This is a genomic window from Micromonospora sp. NPDC005087 (assembly GCF_042872965.1).
Taxonomy (GTDB): Bacteria; Actinomycetota; Actinomycetes; order Mycobacteriales; family Micromonosporaceae; genus Micromonospora.
Genome location: NZ_JBIALB010000010.1, coordinates 26,475 through 44,735, shown reverse-complemented (window position 1 = coordinate 44,735; position 18,261 = coordinate 26,475). Strand labels below are relative to the sequence as shown.

Annotated in this window: 16 protein-coding genes; 4 read left to right on the top strand and 12 right to left on the bottom strand. The window is 72.2% G+C overall.

Translation table 11 applies throughout. The features are described 5' to 3' along the window. Window positions 1-249 precede the first annotated feature (249 nt). The 10 genes from ACFYPS_RS22655 to ACFYPS_RS22610 form a co-directional block, all read right to left on the bottom strand. A complete protein-coding gene (locus ACFYPS_RS22655; protein WP_387326826.1) occupies window positions 250-1,518 on the bottom strand; it encodes an alginate lyase family protein in 1,269 nt (422 codons plus the stop codon). Window positions 1,519-1,627: 109 nt separating this feature from the next. Then, a complete protein-coding gene (gene rdgB, locus ACFYPS_RS22650) occupies window positions 1,628-2,248 on the bottom strand; it encodes an RdgB/HAM1 family non-canonical purine NTP pyrophosphatase (protein WP_354967958.1) in 621 nt (206 codons plus the stop codon). Further along, a complete protein-coding gene (gene rph, locus ACFYPS_RS22645) occupies window positions 2,245-2,970 on the bottom strand; it encodes a ribonuclease PH (RefSeq protein WP_354967957.1) in 726 nt (241 codons plus the stop codon). Before rph ends, rdgB begins: the two co-directional genes overlap by 4 nt. A gap of 133 nt (window positions 2,971-3,103) precedes the next feature. After that, complete coding sequence (locus tag ACFYPS_RS22640; RefSeq protein ID WP_354967956.1) at window positions 3,104-3,847, bottom strand: MBL fold metallo-hydrolase; 744 nt, start codon at window positions 3,845-3,847, stop codon at window positions 3,104-3,106. A 224-nt stretch (window positions 3,848-4,071) separates the two neighbouring features. Continuing rightward, window positions 4,072-5,037, bottom strand: coding sequence for a PLP-dependent cysteine synthase family protein (locus tag ACFYPS_RS22635; RefSeq protein WP_387326821.1), 966 nt, complete (start codon window positions 5,035-5,037; stop codon window positions 4,072-4,074). A gap of 11 nt (window positions 5,038-5,048) precedes the next feature. Further along, window positions 5,049-5,438: a MoaD/ThiS family protein gene (locus ACFYPS_RS22630; RefSeq protein ID WP_354967955.1), complete on the bottom strand. Its 390-nt coding sequence runs from the start codon at window positions 5,436-5,438 to the stop codon at window positions 5,049-5,051. Window positions 5,439-5,504: 66 nt separating this feature from the next. Beyond that, a complete protein-coding gene (locus ACFYPS_RS22625; protein ID WP_354967954.1) occupies window positions 5,505-5,993 on the bottom strand; it encodes a M67 family metallopeptidase in 489 nt (162 codons plus the stop codon). Between the two features lie 53 nt (window positions 5,994-6,046). After that, window positions 6,047-6,541 (bottom strand): DUF2017 domain-containing protein, encoded by a 495-nt coding sequence (locus tag ACFYPS_RS22620; RefSeq protein ID WP_354967993.1) that lies wholly within the window; start codon window positions 6,539-6,541, stop codon window positions 6,047-6,049. Between the two features lie 61 nt (window positions 6,542-6,602). Further along, window positions 6,603-6,893 carry an ATP-dependent Clp protease adapter ClpS gene (clpS, locus tag ACFYPS_RS22615; RefSeq protein WP_354967953.1) on the bottom strand — a complete coding sequence of 97 codons (291 nt, stop codon included), beginning with the start codon at window positions 6,891-6,893 and terminating at the stop codon, window positions 6,603-6,605. A 148-nt stretch (window positions 6,894-7,041) separates the two neighbouring features. Beyond that, the gene (locus ACFYPS_RS22610; RefSeq protein WP_387326817.1) at window positions 7,042-8,592 is read right to left on the bottom strand and encodes a hypothetical protein; all 1,551 of its coding nucleotides are present in this window, start codon (window positions 8,590-8,592) and stop codon (window positions 7,042-7,044) included. A 197-nt stretch (window positions 8,593-8,789) separates the two neighbouring features. Between ACFYPS_RS22610 and ACFYPS_RS22605 the strand changes: the two genes are divergently transcribed. The 4 genes from ACFYPS_RS22605 to ACFYPS_RS22590 are packed head-to-tail and all read left to right on the top strand — an operon-like array spanning window position 8,790 to window position 14,698. Then, a complete protein-coding gene (locus tag ACFYPS_RS22605; RefSeq protein ID WP_387326815.1) occupies window positions 8,790-11,468 on the top strand; it encodes a LuxR C-terminal-related transcriptional regulator in 2,679 nt (892 codons plus the stop codon). Window positions 11,469-11,484: 16 nt separating this feature from the next. Beyond that, window positions 11,485-12,771, top strand: a complete 1,287-nt coding sequence (locus ACFYPS_RS22600; RefSeq protein ID WP_387326812.1) for a nicotinate phosphoribosyltransferase — start codon at window positions 11,485-11,487, stop codon at window positions 12,769-12,771. Window positions 12,772-12,822: 51 nt separating this feature from the next. Next, a complete protein-coding gene (locus ACFYPS_RS22595; RefSeq protein WP_387326809.1) occupies window positions 12,823-13,404 on the top strand; it encodes an isochorismatase family protein in 582 nt (193 codons plus the stop codon). A 40-nt stretch (window positions 13,405-13,444) separates the two neighbouring features. Next, complete coding sequence (locus tag ACFYPS_RS22590; protein WP_387326806.1) at window positions 13,445-14,698, top strand: MFS transporter; 1,254 nt, start codon at window positions 13,445-13,447, stop codon at window positions 14,696-14,698. A gap of 386 nt (window positions 14,699-15,084) precedes the next feature. Here the strand turns inward: ACFYPS_RS22590 and ctaD are convergent, their stop codons facing one another. Together ctaD and ACFYPS_RS22580 are read right to left on the bottom strand one after the other, a co-directional pair. Then, on the bottom strand, window positions 15,085-16,845 hold the full coding sequence (gene ctaD / locus ACFYPS_RS22585) for a cytochrome c oxidase subunit I (protein ID WP_387326803.1): 1,761 nt from the start codon (window positions 16,843-16,845) through the stop codon (window positions 15,085-15,087). 119 nt (window positions 16,846-16,964) lie between these two features. Further along, entirely contained in the window at window positions 16,965-18,071 is a 1,107-nt protein-coding gene (locus ACFYPS_RS22580; RefSeq protein ID WP_387326800.1) for an FAD-dependent monooxygenase, read from the bottom strand. Between the last annotated feature and the right edge of the window lie 190 nt (window positions 18,072-18,261).

Sequence of the window (18,261 nt, the reverse complement as noted above, 5' to 3'; positions counted from 1 at the left end):
CTCACCCGCTGCGGTCACCTCCGGCGAACTGGTGGAGGGGGCCAACTCGACCATTCGTCCTGGTCCTTTGGATCGCGCTGGGCCGGCACGGCGGCCGCCGCCCGGGATGTGGCTCGCAGCTGCGTAGCCTAGACGCCCCTGGTTGCGACCGGCCACGGGGTGCTGCCGGCCGTTGCGCGCAGGCCAGGGCGCGTCGACAGGGGTCCAGCGGTCAGAGCTGGCCGCGGTGGCGGGAGAGCCGACGTGCGGTCAGTTGGGGTTACCGGCGTGGGTCAGCGTCTCCCAGGCGAAGAAGTAGGCGGCCGGCCCCGCGGGCCGGTCGGCCTCCACCACGCGCCTGGTGTTCGGCAGGTCGAGCCCCATCCTGGTGGCGTAGTGGTTGAAGGCGATCTCGGGTGACGGCGCCAACCCGGTGACGAGCCGACCCCCGCACAGCCACGGCGGCGCCGGCCTGCCCAGCTCGAAGCCGGTGTGGAACTCCAGCGCACGAGTGAGCCGCTCGCGCGCCTCGGCGTACAGGTCCCGCCCCTGGATCCACGCCGTCTCGGCGACATGCGCCGCCGCTGCGAGGCCCCACCCGGTGTGCAGAAAGTCGCGGCAGGTCTCCTGGGCGAGCCCGTCGACGAGCGGGTTCTGCCCACCCCAATAGTCGATGAGCTGCGTCTTCGTGAAGACGTCGCCGGGTGGCGCGTAGGGCAGGGGGCCGTCGCCACTGAGATAGACGTACGCCCGCAGCCGCAGCCGCCACTTCTCGACGGCCTTGAGGAACGAGGCGCGATCGTCGAGGAAGACCGAGATGCCCACCGCCGCGTCGAGCATGATCAGTTCCCAGTTCCCCGCCCTGGAGCCGTTCGTCCCGGCGAGGACCGTCGGTAGGTAGACAGTGCGGAGCATCCGCTCCGTACGGGCCAACCAATCGGGGGGCCAGCCGGTGTAGGTGTGCTTGATCAGTTCCGCGGCTCGCGCGAACGTCGCCCCGGCCCACCCCGCCTGCAGCGGCGCGTTGGCGTTGGTGTGCTCCTTGAGAACGCCCGACCACGCGTCCAGGATGTCGATGGCCTTCTCCGCGTACCTGCGGTCACGCGTGAAGGACCACATCAACGCCTGGGTGTACGCGGCCACCGCGTCCTCGGCCTCGGCGGTGCATCCGCTGTCCGGCTGGGAGTAGAAGCCGCAGTCCACGGTGGACACCGGTCGGGGGCGCCAGGACAGCTCGGCGTACTGGCTGCGCTGCATGGCGAGCCATGCCGAACGCCAGGGCTCCTCACCAGCCCTGACCTTGCGGCTCACGAAGTTCAACTGCTCGCTGCGCACCAGCACGCCAGGGTGGACGAAACCGCTGCGGGCGTCGCGCGACTCGGTCAGCGGTGGCGCCGGCGGGATGGGCTCCACGACCCACGCGCCGGCCGCCTCACCCTCCGGCGTCTTGGTCGAGAAGGCCAGGAGACCACCGCTGGCGGCCAGCAGGGCAAGACCCATCAGTGCCGCCAGCACGCCGCGCCTACCGGCCCACGCCATCCCGTCTCCCCGACCACCTGCCGATCCGGATGCCCGGACTTCCGGATTCAGTACATGCCATCGTCTGATCACCTGGCCACCCCGGGCTGCCGACCGGACTGTCCCGGTCTCAGGCCGCGGTGGGCGGCAGCACCTTGGCGATCAGCTTGGCCAGCTCGCGCAGCGCCTTGCCGCGATGGCTGACCGCGTCCTTCTCGGTCGGGGTCAGCTCGGCGTTGGTCCGGTCCTGTCCATCGCCCAGGAAGATCGGGTCGTAGCCGAACCCACCATCACCGCGCGGAGCGCGCAGCACCTGCCCGGACTGCCGGCCGTCGACGAGGTGCTCCTTGCCACCGGGCAGCACCAGCGCCACCGTGCAGACAAACGAGGCGGCCCGCTGCTCGTCGGGCACGTCAGCGATCTGATCCAGCACCAGCTGAAGGTTGGCGTGGTCGTCACCGTGCTGCCCGGACCAGCGGGCGCTGAACACCCCCGGCATCCCGTTGAGCGCGTCCACCGCGATCCCGGAGTCGTCGGCGATGGTCGGCAACCCGGTACGCCGGCAGCCCTCCCGCGCCTTGATCAGCGCGTTCTCGCCGAAGGTCAGACCGGTCTCCGGCAGTTCCGGGTACTGCTCGACGTCGTCCAGCCCGAGGAGGGCGATCCGGTGCGCGCCGAGCGCGCCGTCCAGGATCCGCTGGAGTTCGACCAGCTTCTTGCGATTGCGGGTGGCGAGCAGGACCTTGTTCATGAGAGAGCCTTCCGCTGGGCCTCGGCCAGGTCGGCGCAACCGGCGACGGCCAGGTCGAGCAGGGTGTCGAGTTGCTCCCGGGCGAACACGCCCGCCTCACCGGTGCCCTGCACCTCGACGAAATCGCCCGCGCCCGTGCAGACCACGTTCATGTCCACCTCGGCGGCCGCGTCCTCCTCGTAGCAGAGGTCGAGCCGCGCCTCGCCGGCGATGATCCCCACGCTGACCGCGGCCACCGAACGGTGCATCACGTTCTCCGGCTTCCCGGCCAACGCCTTGCGGGCGGCCAGCCAGTCCACCGCGTCGTGCAGCGCCACGTACGCCCCGGTGATCGCGGCGGTCCGGGTGCCGCCGTCGGCCTGGAGCACGTCGCAGTCGAGCACCACAGAGTTCTCGCCGAGCGCCTTCAGGTCGATGCAGGCGCGCAGGCTGCGGCCGATCAGCCGGGAGATCTCGTGGGTCCGGCCACCGACCCGACCCTTGACGCTCTCCCGGTCGGAGCGGGTGTTGGTGGCCCGGGGCAGCATCGCGTACTCGGCGGTCACCCAGCCGAGCCCGGAGCCCTTGCGCCAGCGGGGCACGCCCTCGGTGACGCTCGCCGTGCAGAGCACCCGGGTGCCGCCGAACTCGACGAGCACCGAGCCCTCCGGATGTGTGCTCCAGCCTCGGGTCAGGGTCACCGGTCGAAGTTCATCGGGCCCTCGCCCGTCAGGTCGCGCCATGCCTGCACCCTATGCGGTGCGGCGCCGCACCTGCCCCGGGGTGCCCCGACCGGACACCACCGACGGCGGCGCCCTGCACCTCGGGCAGCGCGCTGGTCGCATCGACCACCACGTGCGGCCGGGGCGAGGTGGGTCAGACGTCGTAGCTGGCGCCGGCCCGGACCACCTCGAGCGGCCCGGTGTACGCGGCGGCGGCCGACTCCAGCGTGTGCGCCTCGCTGCCCCAGGCGGCCACCAGGTGGGTGAGCAGCAACCGGCCGACCACGGCCTTGGTCGCCGCCTCACCGGCTTCCCGGCCGGTGAGGTGCAGGTCCGGTGGGTTGTCCACGCCGTCGAGGTAGCTGGCCTCGCAGAGGAGGACGTCGGCGTTCTGGGCCAGCCGCAGCAGCGCGTCGCAGGGCGCGGTGTCCGAGGAGTAGCAGAGCGACCGACCGCCGTGCTCCAGCCGCACGCCGTACGTCTCGACGGGGTGGTTGACCCGGTCGACGGTGACCGTGAACGGGCCGATCGGGAAGGTGCCCGGTTGGAGGGCGTAGAACTGGTAGACGTCCTCCACGGAGCCGTCGTCGCCGTAGGCGGCGCTGAGCCGGTCCGGTGCGCCGGAGGGCGCGTACACCGGCAGCGCCGGGTAGGGACCGTCCGGGGCGTACCGGCGGACCACCACGTACGACACGGCGTCGAGGATGTGGTCGCAGTGCAGGTGGGTCAGGAGGATCGCGTCCGGGGCGTGCAGCCCCGCGTACCGCTGGAGGCTGGACAGCGAACCAGGGCCGAAGTCGACCAGTAGCCGGAAGCCGTCGGCCTCGACGAGGTAGGCCGAACACGGCGACTCGGGGCCGGGGAAGCTACCGGCGCAACCCAGGACGGTCAGTCGCATCAAGTTTTCTCGCTGTCACTGTCAGTAGCACCTGAGCCGGCCGTCGTCCCGGCCATGATCTCTACCGACGCGTACGCCACGCTGCGCAGCCTACGCTGGGGTACGCGGCCGCAAGAATCATCCAATGGAACTTGTCACGAACGTGACACCTGCTCACGGCGCGGCGGGCAGCGTACGGGCCGTCGACGTGCGCATCGACGGCCCGTACGCGGAGACCAGATCGGTCACGCCCAGAGCTGCCCCTCCAGGGCGTCCTCGGCGTCGGCCAGCGTGCCGCCGTACGCGCCGGTCGACAGGTACTTCCAGCCGCCGTCGCAGACCACGAAGGCCACGTCGGCGCGGTGGCCGTCGCGGACCGCCTCATGCGCCACCGCGAGGGCGGCGTGCAGGATCGCGCCGGTGGAGAAGCCGGCGAAGATGCCCTCCACGTCGACGAGCTGCCGGGTACGCAGCACCGCGTCCCGCGTGCCGACCGAGAAGCGCCGGGAGAGCACCGAGGCGTCGTACAGCTCCGGCACGTACCCCTCGTCGATGTTGCGCAGGCCGTAGACCACCTCGCCATAGCGCGGCTCGGCGGCCACGACCTGGATGCCGTCGACCTTCTCCCGCAGGTAGCGCCCGGTGCCCATCAGCGTGCCGGTGGTGCCCAGGCCGGCCACGAAGTGCGTGATGGTGGGCAGGTCGTGCAGCAGCTCCGGGCCGGTCGTCTCGTAGTGCGCCCGGGCGTTGGCCTCATTGCCGTACTGGTAGAGCATCACCCAGTCGGGATGCTCGGCGGCGATCTGCTTGGCGGTGGCGACGGCCTGATTGGAGCCACCCGCCGCCGGCGAGAAGATGATCTCGGCGCCGTACATCCGAAGCATTTGGACCCGCTCGGTGGAGACGTTCTCGGGCATCACGCAGACCAGCCGGTAGCCGCGCAGCTTGGCCACCATGGCCAGCGAGATGCCGGTGTTGCCGCTAGTCGGTTCCAGGATGGTGTCACCCGTCCGGAGCCGGCCGGCCTCCTCCGCGGCGCGGACCATGAACAGCGCCGCCCGGTCCTTGATGCTGCCGGTCGGGTTCCGGTCCTCCAGCTTGGCCCAGAGCCGCACCGGCGGGGCGCCCTCGGGCACCGTAGGGGAGAGCCGGGGCAGGCCGACCAGCGGCGTGCCCCCGCAGGCGTCGAGCAGGCTGTCGTACCGCGCCATGGCGGCCGCCCTCAGCGGGCGGCGACGGCACCGCGACGGCTGTCGCGGGCTGCCGCCGTCGCGCTCTGCTGGCTGGCCACGGCGGCACTGTGCTGGCTGATCGCCGCTGCCGCCGCGAAGCCGAACGCGCCGCCGGCCACGGCCGGCAGGATGGTGATGCTGTCGCCGTCGGAGAGCTTGGCGTCCAGCGCGCCGAGGAAACGGACGTCCTCGTCGTTGACGTAGACGTTGACGAAACGGTGCAGCGTGCCAGCCTCGGTGACCAGCCGGCCCCGCAGCCCGGCGTGCCGGGAATCCAGGTCGGCGAGCAGGTCGCTCAGGGTGTCGCCGGAACCTTCGACGACCTTGGCGCCGCCGGTGTAGCTGCGCAGGATGGTGGGGATGCGAACCTCGATGGCCATGATGTCGTGCTCCTCATTCGGGTGTGCCAGGGGTGACGGGACGGAACGGGTGCGGACGCTGACGGGTCAGCGGCCGGAACACTCGTAGTCGACCGTCGCCGGGCTCTGCCCGAACATGTAGGACTGGACGGCGTGCGGGTCGACCCCAGCCGCCACGATCCGAACCGGCTCCTCGGTCACCACGCCGTCGACGATCCGGAACGACCGGATCTCCTCGGAGTCGGGCTCGCGAGTCGAGACGAGCAGGTAGTGCGCGCCCGGCTCGCCCGCGAAGGAGACGTCGGTGCGCGAGGGGTACGCCTCGGTGGCGGTGTGCGAGTGGTAGATGACAACGGGCTCCTCGTCCCGGTCGTCCATCTCCCGCCACACCCGCAGCTGCTCCATCGAGTCGAACTCGTAGAACGTCATCGACCGCGCGGCGTTGTCCATCGGGATGTGCCGGGTCGGTGTGTCGCTGCCGAGGGGACCGGCGACCACGCCGCACGCCTCGTCTGGGTGGTCCCGGCGCGCGTGGGCGACGATCGCGTCGATGATCGACCGGTCGATGCTCAGCACGTGCACCAGCCTAACGCCTGCCGGGTACCGGCCTGAAGTGGTGCCGGTCACGCCTAATCGATCAAGGCGTTGAGCAGCGACTCCTGTAGATATCCGAGGTACGCGTAGACCGACAGCTGGAACACCCGGCTGGAGGCCGGGTCCTCGGCGACCGCGTCGTCCAGCTCCTCACCCAGGTCCGTCCCGTCCTTGATCTCCAGCCGGACGCCCATCGCCAGCCGGGCGTCGTTCAGCGCCCGCAGCCACGCCTCGGCCGCCTCGGCGTCCAGCCGCACCTCACCGCCCGCCTCATCGGGCAGCGCGGCCAGGATGGCCCCCGCCTGATCGATCTTCGCGGTCTTCAGGTCGCCCTCGGTGTAGCGGCGGAACTCGGCGGAGCCGGCCGCGTCCTCGGGGTAGGCCGCCGGGAAGAGCCGGCCGACGACCGGGTCAGTGTGGTCGAAGCCGTCGGTGAGCAGACCGACCACCTCGGAGGCGACCTTGCGCAGCACCCGCACCTCGTCGACGGCGAAGGTGGCGACGTAACGGCCGGCCTGGCGGCGGAACATGCTCACGATGCCCCCCCTGTTCGCGACTGCGGGGCTCGCAGAACCGGCTCACTCCTCGCGCTCACGAGCGGTCCACCGTCGCCCACAACCCGTACGCGTGCAACTGCGACGCGTCGTGCTCCATCCGCTCCCGGGCGCCGGTGGAGACCACGGCGCGGCCCTTGTGGTGCACGTCCAGCATCAGCTGCTCGGCCCTCTCCCGGCTGTAGCCGAAAAGCTTCTGGAAGACCCAGGTCACGTACGTCATCAGGTTGACCGGGTCGTCCCACACGATCGTCACCCACTGCCGCTCGGACGCCGGCACCTCGTGAGTGGCCGGCGTCTCGACCGGTGCAACCTGCGGAGCCGCCATGCCCCCCATCGTGCCACCGGTTTCCCGGAACCGAGGAACCGGAACGCCGGCCCGGCGAGGATCACCCAACCCGGCGTCCCCGGCCTCGCCCTGAACGCTGTTGGACGCGAGGTCTCGCACGAGGCCGGAGCAGGGCACAGGCACGCCGTCAGGCGAGCAGGATGCCGTGATCGACTGCATCGGAGAGAACCGCGCCCAGCGAGAGGCGGATCACCTCGAACCGTCGGGAGATCTCCCGGGACAGCCCCAGCTCGACCTCCCGCAACGCCCGCTGGGACCACGCCCGGGCGGCGTTGTGGTCGTCATTGCCGGGCGTACGCCACTGCTGCCAGCATCCACCGGACAGCGCCACCGCGACCGGCGGGAGCACCTCGTCGCGGGACGCCCGCGGATAGCCGTCGAGCGCGTCGATCGCCTCCGGACCGGTCAGCGAGGCCACGCCGGCCGTGCTGGTGATCAGCAGCACCTTGTCCAGGTCGCGGCCGGGCCGGTGATCGGTCAGGCCGTACTGCACGGCGGTGGCGATCCGGCGGCGCACACCCCCGGCCGGTGGCGCGCCGAGCACCCGGGCCGCGGCGTCCGCCACGATGCCCCGCACCGCGTGGTCGCACTGCGCGGTGGCCAACAGCGACAACGCCGCCATCTCCCGGTCCAGCAACTCCGGCAGGCCGACGCAGCCGACCCCGAAGACGATCTCCTGAACCACCCGCAGGTGGGCGTTCGCCAACTCCAGCGCGAGGTGCTGGCGGATCCGCTGTGCGCAGGAGCGGGTCTGCCGGTCGAGCTGCTCGGACCAGTCCCCCGGGTCGGACACCACCGACACCCGGTCGTGCTGGCCGGGCAGCACCGGCGGATCCGCACTGGCCCGCCGCAGACCCTCGTGCGCCGCCCAACCCACCAGCGCCCGGCGCAGGTCGGCGGCGGACTCGGCGTCGTCGACCGGGAACCACCGCGCGCTGGCCAGCGAGGGCACCGCGGCCAGCAGCGCCGCGCGGTGCGCCGCCACGGTCACCGCGACCGGGTCCACCTTCCCCGGCACGCCGTGTGCCGGCGGGACGGACGCCCCCGCGTCCTCCGTCGTCGCCGCGCCGTCGGGCAGCGGGGCCCAGCCCGCCGCGCCGGGGGTGACCGCGAAGACGACCTTCACCGCGGCCGGGGCCACCTCGGCGAGCAGGTTCAGCTCCGCGGCGGTGAACGCCTGATCGGCCGCAATCACGAAGAGCAGCGCGCCGGCCCGGCCGACCGCGTCGAGCAGCACCCGGCCGCCGGCGACGCCGAGCGTGCCGGTGTCCGGCGTGTCGACCAGGGTGAAGTGCCGCAGCAGCGGCTCGGGCACGCTCAGCTCGACCCGCCGGGGCGGGCGGGCCAGCGCCGGGCCGGCGGCGTCCCGGTCCGCGCCGTAGGAGTGCGGTTGGCGGTAGCCCGGCACGTACGCCGCCCGGGTGGGCGCCTTGGCGTGTCGCACCACCAGCCAACTGCCCGCCGGCACGGTGAGCATGACCGGGTCGAGCCCGAGCAGGGTGGCGAGCACCCCGCGACGCTCGGCGCCGGCGGGGCCGACGGCGACCACGCCGAGCGGCTCGTCCGGAGCGGGGCCGGTCACCCCGATCCGGGTGGGTAGCGGGCCGCAGCGCGGCAGGTCAGCTGGGCCGGCCATGTCGCCCGGCGAGTCGACCGAGGGGAGAGGGCCCTGCTTCATCGGGTGGCCTCCCATTGCAGGCGACCGGGCATCCGGTCGCGTGGAAATACCGGTAACGGTACCCGGATGCCGGAAGACTACGGGCGGCCCGATGACCGGGCGGAACACTTCGAATACTCACCGGTAATCGCGAGATTACTCAACTTCGGTGCGTGACGGTACCGGCGCAGACAGGTCTCGATGGATATGCTGCCGGGATGAGTCGATGGCAGTTCGTCGGCCGAACCGACGAGCTCAACCGCATGCTGGCGACAGTGACCGGGCAGGCCGGCCGAGGGCTCTTCTTCAGCGGCAGCGCGGGCATCGGCAAGAGCCGGCTGCTGCGCGAGGGCGTGAGAACGCTGCCCACCGACCGGTACGCGATCTGGTCCATCGCGGCCAGCGCCACCACGGCCGCGCTGCCATTCGGCGGGCTGGTGCAGGTCCTCCCCGCCGAGCAGCCCCAGGGCCTCTCGCCCGCCGGCATCCTGCGCTGGGCGCTGGGCGTGCTGCAACAGCAGGCCGCCGGCCGGCGGATCGTGCTCGCCATCGACGACGCGCACCTGCTCGACCCGCCCTCCGCGGCGCTGGTGCACCTCGTCGCCCGCGCGGAGAACGCCACCGTGGTCGGCACCCTGCGCGACGGCGAGCAGATCCCGCTGCCGATCCGCGCACTCTGGACCGACGACCTGGTCGAGCACGTCGAGCTGACCCCGATGCCACCGGCGGAGACCGCCGGGCTGCTGGCGGCGATCCTGGACGGCCCGGTCGACGCCGGCTCCGCCGACCGGCTCGGCCGGCTGTCGGCCGGCAACCCGCTACTGCTGCGCGAGCTGGTGCACGCCGCCAACGGCAGCGCGGAGCTCAAGCGCACCTACGGCATCTGGAAGTGGACCGGGCGGCTGGAGCTGGCGCCCAATCTGACCGACCTGATCGACACCCGGGTCGGGCAGCTCACCGACGGCGTCCGCGCGGTCGTCGAGCTGGTCGCCTTCGGCGAGCCCCTGGGCCTGCACCTGCTCAACCAGGCCGCCAACCCGGCCGACGTGGAGACCGCCGAGGAACGTGGGCTGATCAGCGTGGTGCAGCACGACCGGCGGACCAACGTCCGGCTGGCCCACCCGCTCTACGGCGAGGTCATGCGCCGCCGCTGCCCGGTCAGCCGCACCCGACGGCTCCAGGCGCACCTCGCCGAGCTGCTCGAGCGAGTCGGCAAGCGCCGCCGCGACGACCTGTTGCGGGTGGCGGTGTGGCGGCTCGACTCGGGCACCGCGCAGGACCCGGCCCTGCTGCTGGACGCCGCGGTGCAGGCATTCACCCGCTACGACGTGCCGCTGGCGACCCGGCTGGCCCGCGCCGCGCTGGACGCCGACGGCGGGTCGGACGCGGCGGAGCTGCTGGCCACCATCCTGATGTTCGCCGACCGGCCGGAGGAGGCCATCGAGGTCCTGGACGCGGTGAGCCCCGACCCCAGCGACGAGCGGCGACTCTGCCGATGGCTGACCGTGCGAGGGATGGTCAGCTACTGGGGGCTGAGCCGGGAGTCCACGGTGGAGGAGCTCGCGTCCCGTGTCGAGCAGCTCAGCGACTCCGCCGACCGGGCCCGGGTGCACGCCTTCGAGGCGATCATGCGACTGCACCGGCTGGACACGACCACCGCCGTACGGCTCAGCCAGCGGGTGCTGGACCGGCCGGCGGCCAGCGTCGCCGCCCGCGAGCTGGCCCGCAGCACCATCGCATACGTCCAGGCCGCGCAGGGCCAGCTGAGCAGCAGCGGTACGGCGATCGCCCAGGTGCACTCCGCCGCGGCCAGCTGGCGTACCGACATGCCGTACCTGCAACTGGCCCTGGAGTTGGCCCGCGGCACCCGGCTCATGCTCACCGGTGACCTGGTCGGCATCGACGCGATCGTCGCCGACGAGTTCGCCGACCTCGCGGGTGCGGGGGACTTCCGGCTCGGCACCGGATACCTGGCCATCCTCCAGGCGTACGCCGCCCGCATGCGCGGGCAGAGCGACGGGGCGATGCGGACGTCACTGGGCGCCTGCGCGGTGCTGGCCACCAGTCGGGTCTACGCCGGTCTGGCCCAGGCCGAACGGGCGCAGGCGGCGGCGCTGCGCGGCGACGCGGCGCAGGCCACCGAGGCGATGGCCGAGGCGGACCGCACCCAGGCACCGGGCATGGCGGTGCTCTACCCGTGGCTGGAGCAGGCCCGCGGCGCGGTGCTCGCCGCGTCGGGCGATCTGCCCGGCGCGATCAAACAGCTCAACAACCTGATGGACCGGCTGCGCTCGGACGGCTTCGCCGGGCACGAGGTGCACGTCCTGCACGACCTGGTCCGGCTGGATCAGGCCGGCGCGCCGGTCGGGCCGACCTGCTCCGACGGCGGCCGGCGCACCGTCGCGCAGCGCCTCGCCGAGCTCTCTGAGCAGGTCGACGGCGTGCTCCCGCCGCTGCTGGCCCGGCACGCCCGGGCCGCGGTGACCGACGCCGCCACGGATCTGCTCGCGGTCGCCGACGACTACGTCGCGCTGGAGCTGCACGTGTACGCCGCCGAGGCCACCGCCCAGGCCCTGCACCGGCTGCGTCGGCGGCACTCGGCGGCGGCCGGCGACGCCCGGGAGCGCCTCGCCGGGTTGCTCAGCCGCTGCGACCTGATCCGTACGCCGGCGCTGCACGCCGGGGCGCCGGTGCTGACCGAGCGGGAGTGGCAGGTGGCCCGGCTCGCCGCGCACGGCGCGACCAGCCGAGCCATCGCCGAGCGGCTCTACCTCTCGGCACGAACGGTGGAGAACCATCTCCAGCGGATCTACACCAAGCTCGGTGTGACCGGCAGGGCCGAGCTGTGGGCGGCCCTCCGGTCGATCCCGGGCCACGAGGGCGGCGACGCGAGCTGAACCTTAGGCTGGGGCGGTGAGCACCCTCCGCCCCTCGCTGCTGACCGACCACTACGAGCTGACCATGGTCAGCGCAGCCCTCAAGGACGGCACCGCCGACCGCCGCTGCGTCTTCGAGGTGTTCAGCCGCCGGCTACCGACCGGGCGCCGGTACGGCGTGGTCGCCGGCACGGCCCGGCTGATCGAGCTGATCCGCGACTTCCGGTTCGACCCGGCGGAGATCGACTTCCTGCGTCGGACCGGGGTGGTCGACGACGCGGCGGCGGCCTGGCTCGCCGACTACCGCTTCACTGGCGACATCGACGGGTACGCCGAGGGTGAGCTCTTCTTCCCCGGTTCGCCGATCCTCACCGTCTCCGGCGGCTTCGCCGAGTGCGTGGTGCTGGAGACGCTGGCGCTCTCGGTGCTCAACCACGACAGCGCGGTGGCGGCGGCGGCGGCCCGGATGGTGACCGCGGCACGCGGCCGGACGCTGATCGAGATGGGAGCGCGCCGGGCGCACGAGGGGGCCGCGGTGGCCGCGGCGCGGGCCGCGTACCTGGCCGGTTTCCGGTTCACCTCCAACCTTGCCGCCGGTGCGCACTACGGCATCCCCACGGCGGGCACTGCGGCACACGCGTTCACGCTGCTGCACGACGACGAACGGGCCGCGTTCGCCTCGCAGGTGGCCACGCTGGGCAACAACACGACGCTGCTCGTCGACACGTACGACATCAGCCAGGGCATCCGCAACGCGATAGCGGTGGCCGGGCCGGCACTGCGGGCGGTGCGAATCGACTCGGGTGACCTGGCGGTGATCGCCCAGCAGTCCCGGGAACTGCTGGACTCGCTGGGCGCCACCGAGACCAAAATCATCGTTTCCGGTGACCTGGACGAGTACGCGATCGCGTCGCTGGCCGCCGGGCCGGTGGACATGTACGGCGCTGGCACGGCCGTGGTCACCGGCTCCGGGGCTCCCACCGCCGGGCTGGTCTACAAGCTCGTCGAGGTCGATGGGCGGCCGGTGGTGAAGCGCTCCGAGCACAAGGCGACCATCGGCGGCCGGAAGGTCGCGGTCCGCCGGCACAAGCCGACCGGCACCGCCACCGAGGAGGTCATCTGCCCGCAGGGCGTGCCGGACCGACAGCCCAACGACCGGATGCTCCAGCGCTCGTATGTGGTCGACGGCGAACCGGTGGAGTTGCCCACCCTCGACGAGTCGCGGGAACACCTGCGGGAGTGCCTGATCTCCATCCCGTGGGAGGGGCTGAAGCTCTCCGCCGGCGACCCGGCCGTGCCGGTCACCGTCGTACCCGCCGACTGAGATCACCCGGGGCCCGCCACACGGGCGCGGCCGTGACGAGAGGAGCGCCCGGTGCGCAATGCGCTGATCATCGTGGACGTGCAGAACGACTTCTGCGAGGGCGGCTCGCTGGCCGTCGCGGGCGGCGCGGGGGTGGCCGCCGGCATCTCCCGGCTGCTCGCCGCCGAGCCGGACCGGTGGGCGCACGTGGTCGCGACCAAGGACTACCACATCGACCCGGGCGCGCACTTCGGCGATCCGCCGGATTTCGTGGAGTCCTGGCCCCGGCACTGCGTGGTCGGCACCAGCGGCTCGGAGTTCCACCCCGACCTGGACACCGAGCGGGTCGAGGCGATCTTCCACAAGGGTGAGCACGCGGCGGCGTACTCCGGGTTCGATGGGCACGCCGACGACGGCGAGTGCCTGGCCGACTGGCTGCGCCGGCACGACGTGGACCGGGTCGACCTGGTCGGCATCGCCACCGACCACTGCGTCCGGGCGACCGCGCTGGACGCCGCCCGGGAGGGCTTCGCCACCACCGTGCTGCTGGAGCTGACGGCAGCGGTCGCTCCGGACACCACCGACGTGGCGCTACGGGCGATGGACGGCGCCGGGGTGACCCTGCACGGCCAGCCTGTGATCAGGGCCGCATGAGGCGGTAATTGGTTGGTCATCGGCCCGCCGCCGGTCGAAGATGTCGCCGGAGGTACGGACCCACGTGAACATGAAGCCTTACCGGGAAGCGCTCGCTCTGCCCGGCCTGCGGTCGCTGCTGCTGGTAGCCGTCCTCGCCCGGATCCCGCTCACCGCGACCGGGGTGACGCTAACCTTTTACGTGGTGCTCGACCTCGATCGGGGCTACGGGGCGGCCGGCCTGGTCGGCGCGGCCATCACGGTGGGCGCGGCGATCGGCGGCCCGTTGCTCGGTCGGCTGGTGGACCGGCGTGGCCTGCGCCCGGTCCTGGTGCTCACCGGCATCGCCGAGGCGGTGTTCTGGGCCACCGCGCCGTCGCTGCCGTACCCGCTGCTGCTGCCTGCCGCCTTCGTCGCCGGCTCGCTCGCCCTGCCGATCTTCTCGGTGGTCCGGCAGTCCATCGCCGCGCTGGTTCCGGAGGACCAGCGCCGCCCGGCGTACGCGCTGGACTCGATGTCGGTGGAGCTGTCCTTCATGATCGGCCCGGCGCTGGCGGTGGCCCTGGTCACCGCGATCTCCGCACGGACCACCCTCTACCTGGTCGGCGCCGGCATCGTTGCCGCCGGGATCGCCCTGTGGCTGCTCAATCCACCGATCCGCGGCGCCGCGGAGCCCACCGGCCCGCGGCGCAGGGTGCCCCGCCGGGAGTGGCTGACCCCCCGGCTGCTCGCCGTCCTGGCGGTCAGCGCCGCCGCGACCCTCGTGCTCGGCGGGACCGACGTGGCGGTGGTCGCCGTGCTGCGGGAGAGCGGTGAGGCCGGCTGGACCGGCGCGGTGCTGGCCGGCTGGGCGGTCGCCTCGTTGTTCGGTGGCTTCGCCTACGGTGCCGTGCACCGCTCACTCTCCCCGCTGGCGCTGACCGCGGCGCTCGGCCTCTGCACCATCCCGGTCGGGCTGGGCGGCGCGCACTGGTGGCTACTCTGCCTGGCGCTGATCCCGGCCGGGGCACTCTGCGCGCCGACCATCGCGGCCTCCTCCGACGCGGTCAGCCGGCTGGCACCGGCAGAGGTGCGCGGTGAGGCGATGGGCCTGCACGGATCCGCGGTCACCGTGGGCATCGCCGTCGGCGCGCCGCTCGCCGGTGCGGTGATCGACGCCAGCGCCCCGCTCTGGGGTTTCGTGGTGACCGGCGCGCTGGGTGCGCTGGTGACCCTGGTGGTGCTCCCGATCGAGCTGCGTCGCCGCCGCAACGCGGACGCGGCCACCCCGCCCCCGCCCGTCGAGACCGACCTCACCCCCGCCGCGGCCCGCTGAAGCCGGCACGTCGCGGCCTTGCCACGAACGAACCTCCCCTGCCTGGCTGGCCAACGAACCTCACCGGCTCGGGTGGGAAGTCCCCCGGGCTCGGGCGGGAACCGGTTTGCCGTGCCGCCCGTGCCGCTGCCCGGCGGGCCTGTGCCGGAGAAGGGTTATACCTGTGAGTCATCGATATACCTCAGAGGTATAAGGCTCAACAGGTACAGGTGGCCCGGGGAACCCGTCAGGCGGCGGGCCGGCGCGGGCGGTGACGAGCCGGCCCCAGCCGTGACGGGCCGAGCCGAGAAGCGCCGGGCCGAGCCGAGGCGAGGCGGGAATGGCGACGGGCGCCGCTTCCGGTGGTCCCGGTGGCGGCGCCCGTCGTACAGCTACGGAGCTGAGTGTCAGTTCCGGTCGATGTCGCTGGCGGTGTCCTCGCGGTAGCTGGCACCGCCGTCCGACTCGCTGGTGAGCGGCTTAGAGCCACCCTCCGGCGGGCCGGCCAGGCTCTGGCCGCCGGCGGCCAGCTCCGGGAACTTCGCGTCGAACGCCGGCCGCTCGGAGCGGATCCGGGGCATCCGGTCGAAGTTGCGCAGCGGCGGCGGGCTGCTCGTCGCCCACTCCAGCGAGTTGCCATAACCCCAGGGGTCGTTCACCTCGACCACCGGGCCGGTCTTGTACGACTTCCAGCAGTTGTAGATGAACGGCAGCGTGGAGATACCGGTGATGAACGCGCCGATGGTGGAGATCACGTTCAGCGTGGTGAAGCCGTCGCTGGGCAGGTAGTCGGCGTACCGGCGGGGCATGCCCTCGTTGCCCAGCCAGTGCTGCACCAGGAACGTGGTGTGGAAGCCGATCATGGTGAGCCAGAAGTGCACCTTGCCCAGGCGCTCGTCGAGCATCCGGCCGAACATCTTCGGGAACCAGAAGTAGATGCCACCGAAGACGGCGAACACGATGGTGCCGAAGAGCACGTAGTGGAAGTGCGCCACCACGAAGTACGAGTCCGACACGTGGAAGTCGACCGGCGGGCTGGCCAGCAGCACGCCGGTGAGACCGCCGAAGAGGAAGGTCACCAGGAAGCCCACCGCCCAGAGCATGGGCGTCTCGAAGCTGATCTGGCCTCGCCACATGGTGCCGATCCAGTTGAAGAACTTCATACCGGTGGGCACGGCGATCAGGTAGCTCAGGAAGCTGAAGAACGGCAGCAGCACCTGACCCGTGGCGAACATGTGGTGCGCCCAGACGCTCATGGAAAGCGCGGCAATCGAGATGGTCGCGGCCACCAGACCCTTGTAGCCGAAGATCGGCTTGCGGGAGAAGACCGGAATGATCTCCGAGATGATGCCGAAGAACGGCAACGCGATGATGTACACCTCGGGGTGCCCGAAGAACCAGAACAGGTGCTGCCAGAGCATCGGCCCACCGGTCGCCGGGTCGTACACGTGGGCCCCGATGATTCGGTCGGCGGCGAGCGCGAAGAGCGCGGCGGCCAGCAGCGGGAAGACCAGGATCACCAGCAGGCTGGTGACCAGGATGTTCCACGTGAAGATCGGCATCCGGAACATGGTCATGCCCGGCGCGCGGAGAGTCAGGATCGTGGTGATCATGTTCACCGCGCCGAGGATGGTGCCCAGGCCGGAGACGGCCAGGCCCACCACCCACATGTTCCCGCCGACGCCCGGCGAGTGCTCCGCGGTGCTCAACGGGGTGTAGGCGGTCCAGCCGAAGTCGGCGGCGCCGCCGGGGGTCATGAAGCCGGCGATCGCGATCGACCCGCCGAAGAGGAACAGCCAGAAGGCGAAACTGTTCAGCCGCGGGAAGGAGACGTCGGGTGCGCCGATCTGGATCGGCACGATGTAGTTCGCGAAGGCGAACACGATCGGCGTCGCGAAGAACAGCAGCATGATCGTGCCGTGCATCGTGAAGAGCTGGTTGTACTGCTCGGGCGACAGGAACTGCAGCCCGGGTTGGGCCAGCTCAGCCCGCATGATCAGGGCCATCAGGCCGCCGATCATGAAGAACGCGAACGCGGTGACCATGTACATGATCCCGATCTGCTTCGCGTCCGTGGTACGCAGCAGCCGCGCGATGGCCGACCCCTTGACCGGCTCCCGGACCGGCCAGGGCCGGGTCACGACCGGCTTGGGTGCGACGGTGGTCACGAGTGGCCTCCGGTTCTCGTTTGTCCCGCTCGGCACACGCTGGTTATCTGCGGGCCGTCATCCGCAAGGAGGATAGTCCCCGGCAGGTCGCAGCGCCGCGTGGGGTGGCGGGACACGATCTACAGCGGGCCGACCAGCAGCCGGTAGTGCTCCCCGAAGATCCGGCCGCCGCGTCCACGCAGCAGCGGGTCGCGCAGCGCCGGCGGCACGTCCCGGGTCCGGTTGCGGTCCCGGGTCCGGTCCCGCACCCATCGGGTACGCGGGCGGCGGCGGCTCTCGTACGCCACCAGCGCCGCCTCCACGCTGCCGGCGGCGCGCAGCGACTCGGCCAGCACCACGGCGTCCTCCAGCGCCATCGCCGCGCCCTGGGACAGGGTCGGCGCGGTGGCGTGCGCGGCGTCGCCGACCAGCAGCACCCGCCCCCGGTGCCAGCGGCCCAGCTCCACCTCGTCGGTGATCGCGACGTGCACCCGGTCGAGCGCCGCCAGCACCTCGGGCACCGGGCCGCGGTAGTCGGCGAAGAGTTCGCGCAGCCGGGCCAGCGGGTCGGCGGGCGGCTCGGTGCCCGCCTCGTCGGCGTAGCAGTGCAGCCGACCGGCACCGATCGGCACCATCAGCAACCCGCAGCGCTGACCGAGCAGGGCGGTCCACTCGGTGACCGGAGGGCCATCGCGGAGCACGGCCCGGTAGACCACCTGCCCGACCGGGCGGGGCGGCCCGCCGAGGGAGGCCAGGGTACGGACCGAGGATCGCGGCCCGTCGGCACCGATGACCAGGTCGTACTCGGTGCTGGTGCCGTCGGTGAAGGAGACCCCGACCCCGCCCGGGAGCAGATCCAGGGTGCGGACCTCGGCGCCGTGGCGGACCGCGCCGCCGGCTCCGCTGAGCAGCACCCGGTGCAGATCCGCCCGGGGCAGCGCCCGGCACTCGCCGACGCCGGCCCAGAGAGTGTCGAGGTCGACCTCGCAGAGCGGCACGCCGGCGGCGTCGAAGAAGCGCTGGCGGTGGATCACCTGCCCGAGTGGGCGGACCGGGTCGTGCAGGCCCAGCCGGTGCAGCGCGCGAGCGGCGTTGCCCGGTAGGTAGAGGCCCGTGTCGGTGGACTCCCCCGGTGGCAGCTTGTCCGTGACGTCCGGCCGGAAGCCCACCAGGCGCAGCGCCCGGGCCACGGCCAGGCCGGCAATGCCCGCGCCGACGACGAGGATGCGCAGGGGGGAGCCACCCATGGTGGTGTACGCCTCCGGAGGGGATACGGCACGCGTTGGAGGCAACACGCTACTCGGCGCTATCGGCGCACACCAGGGCCCGATCGGCCCGCCCGAAGCCGATCGTTGGGCGGCCCGCACCGGTTAGCTGGATGTCCGCCGACGGCCGTGCGGCGCGGGCGTGGCAATCCTCACATTTCACCAGTTTGAC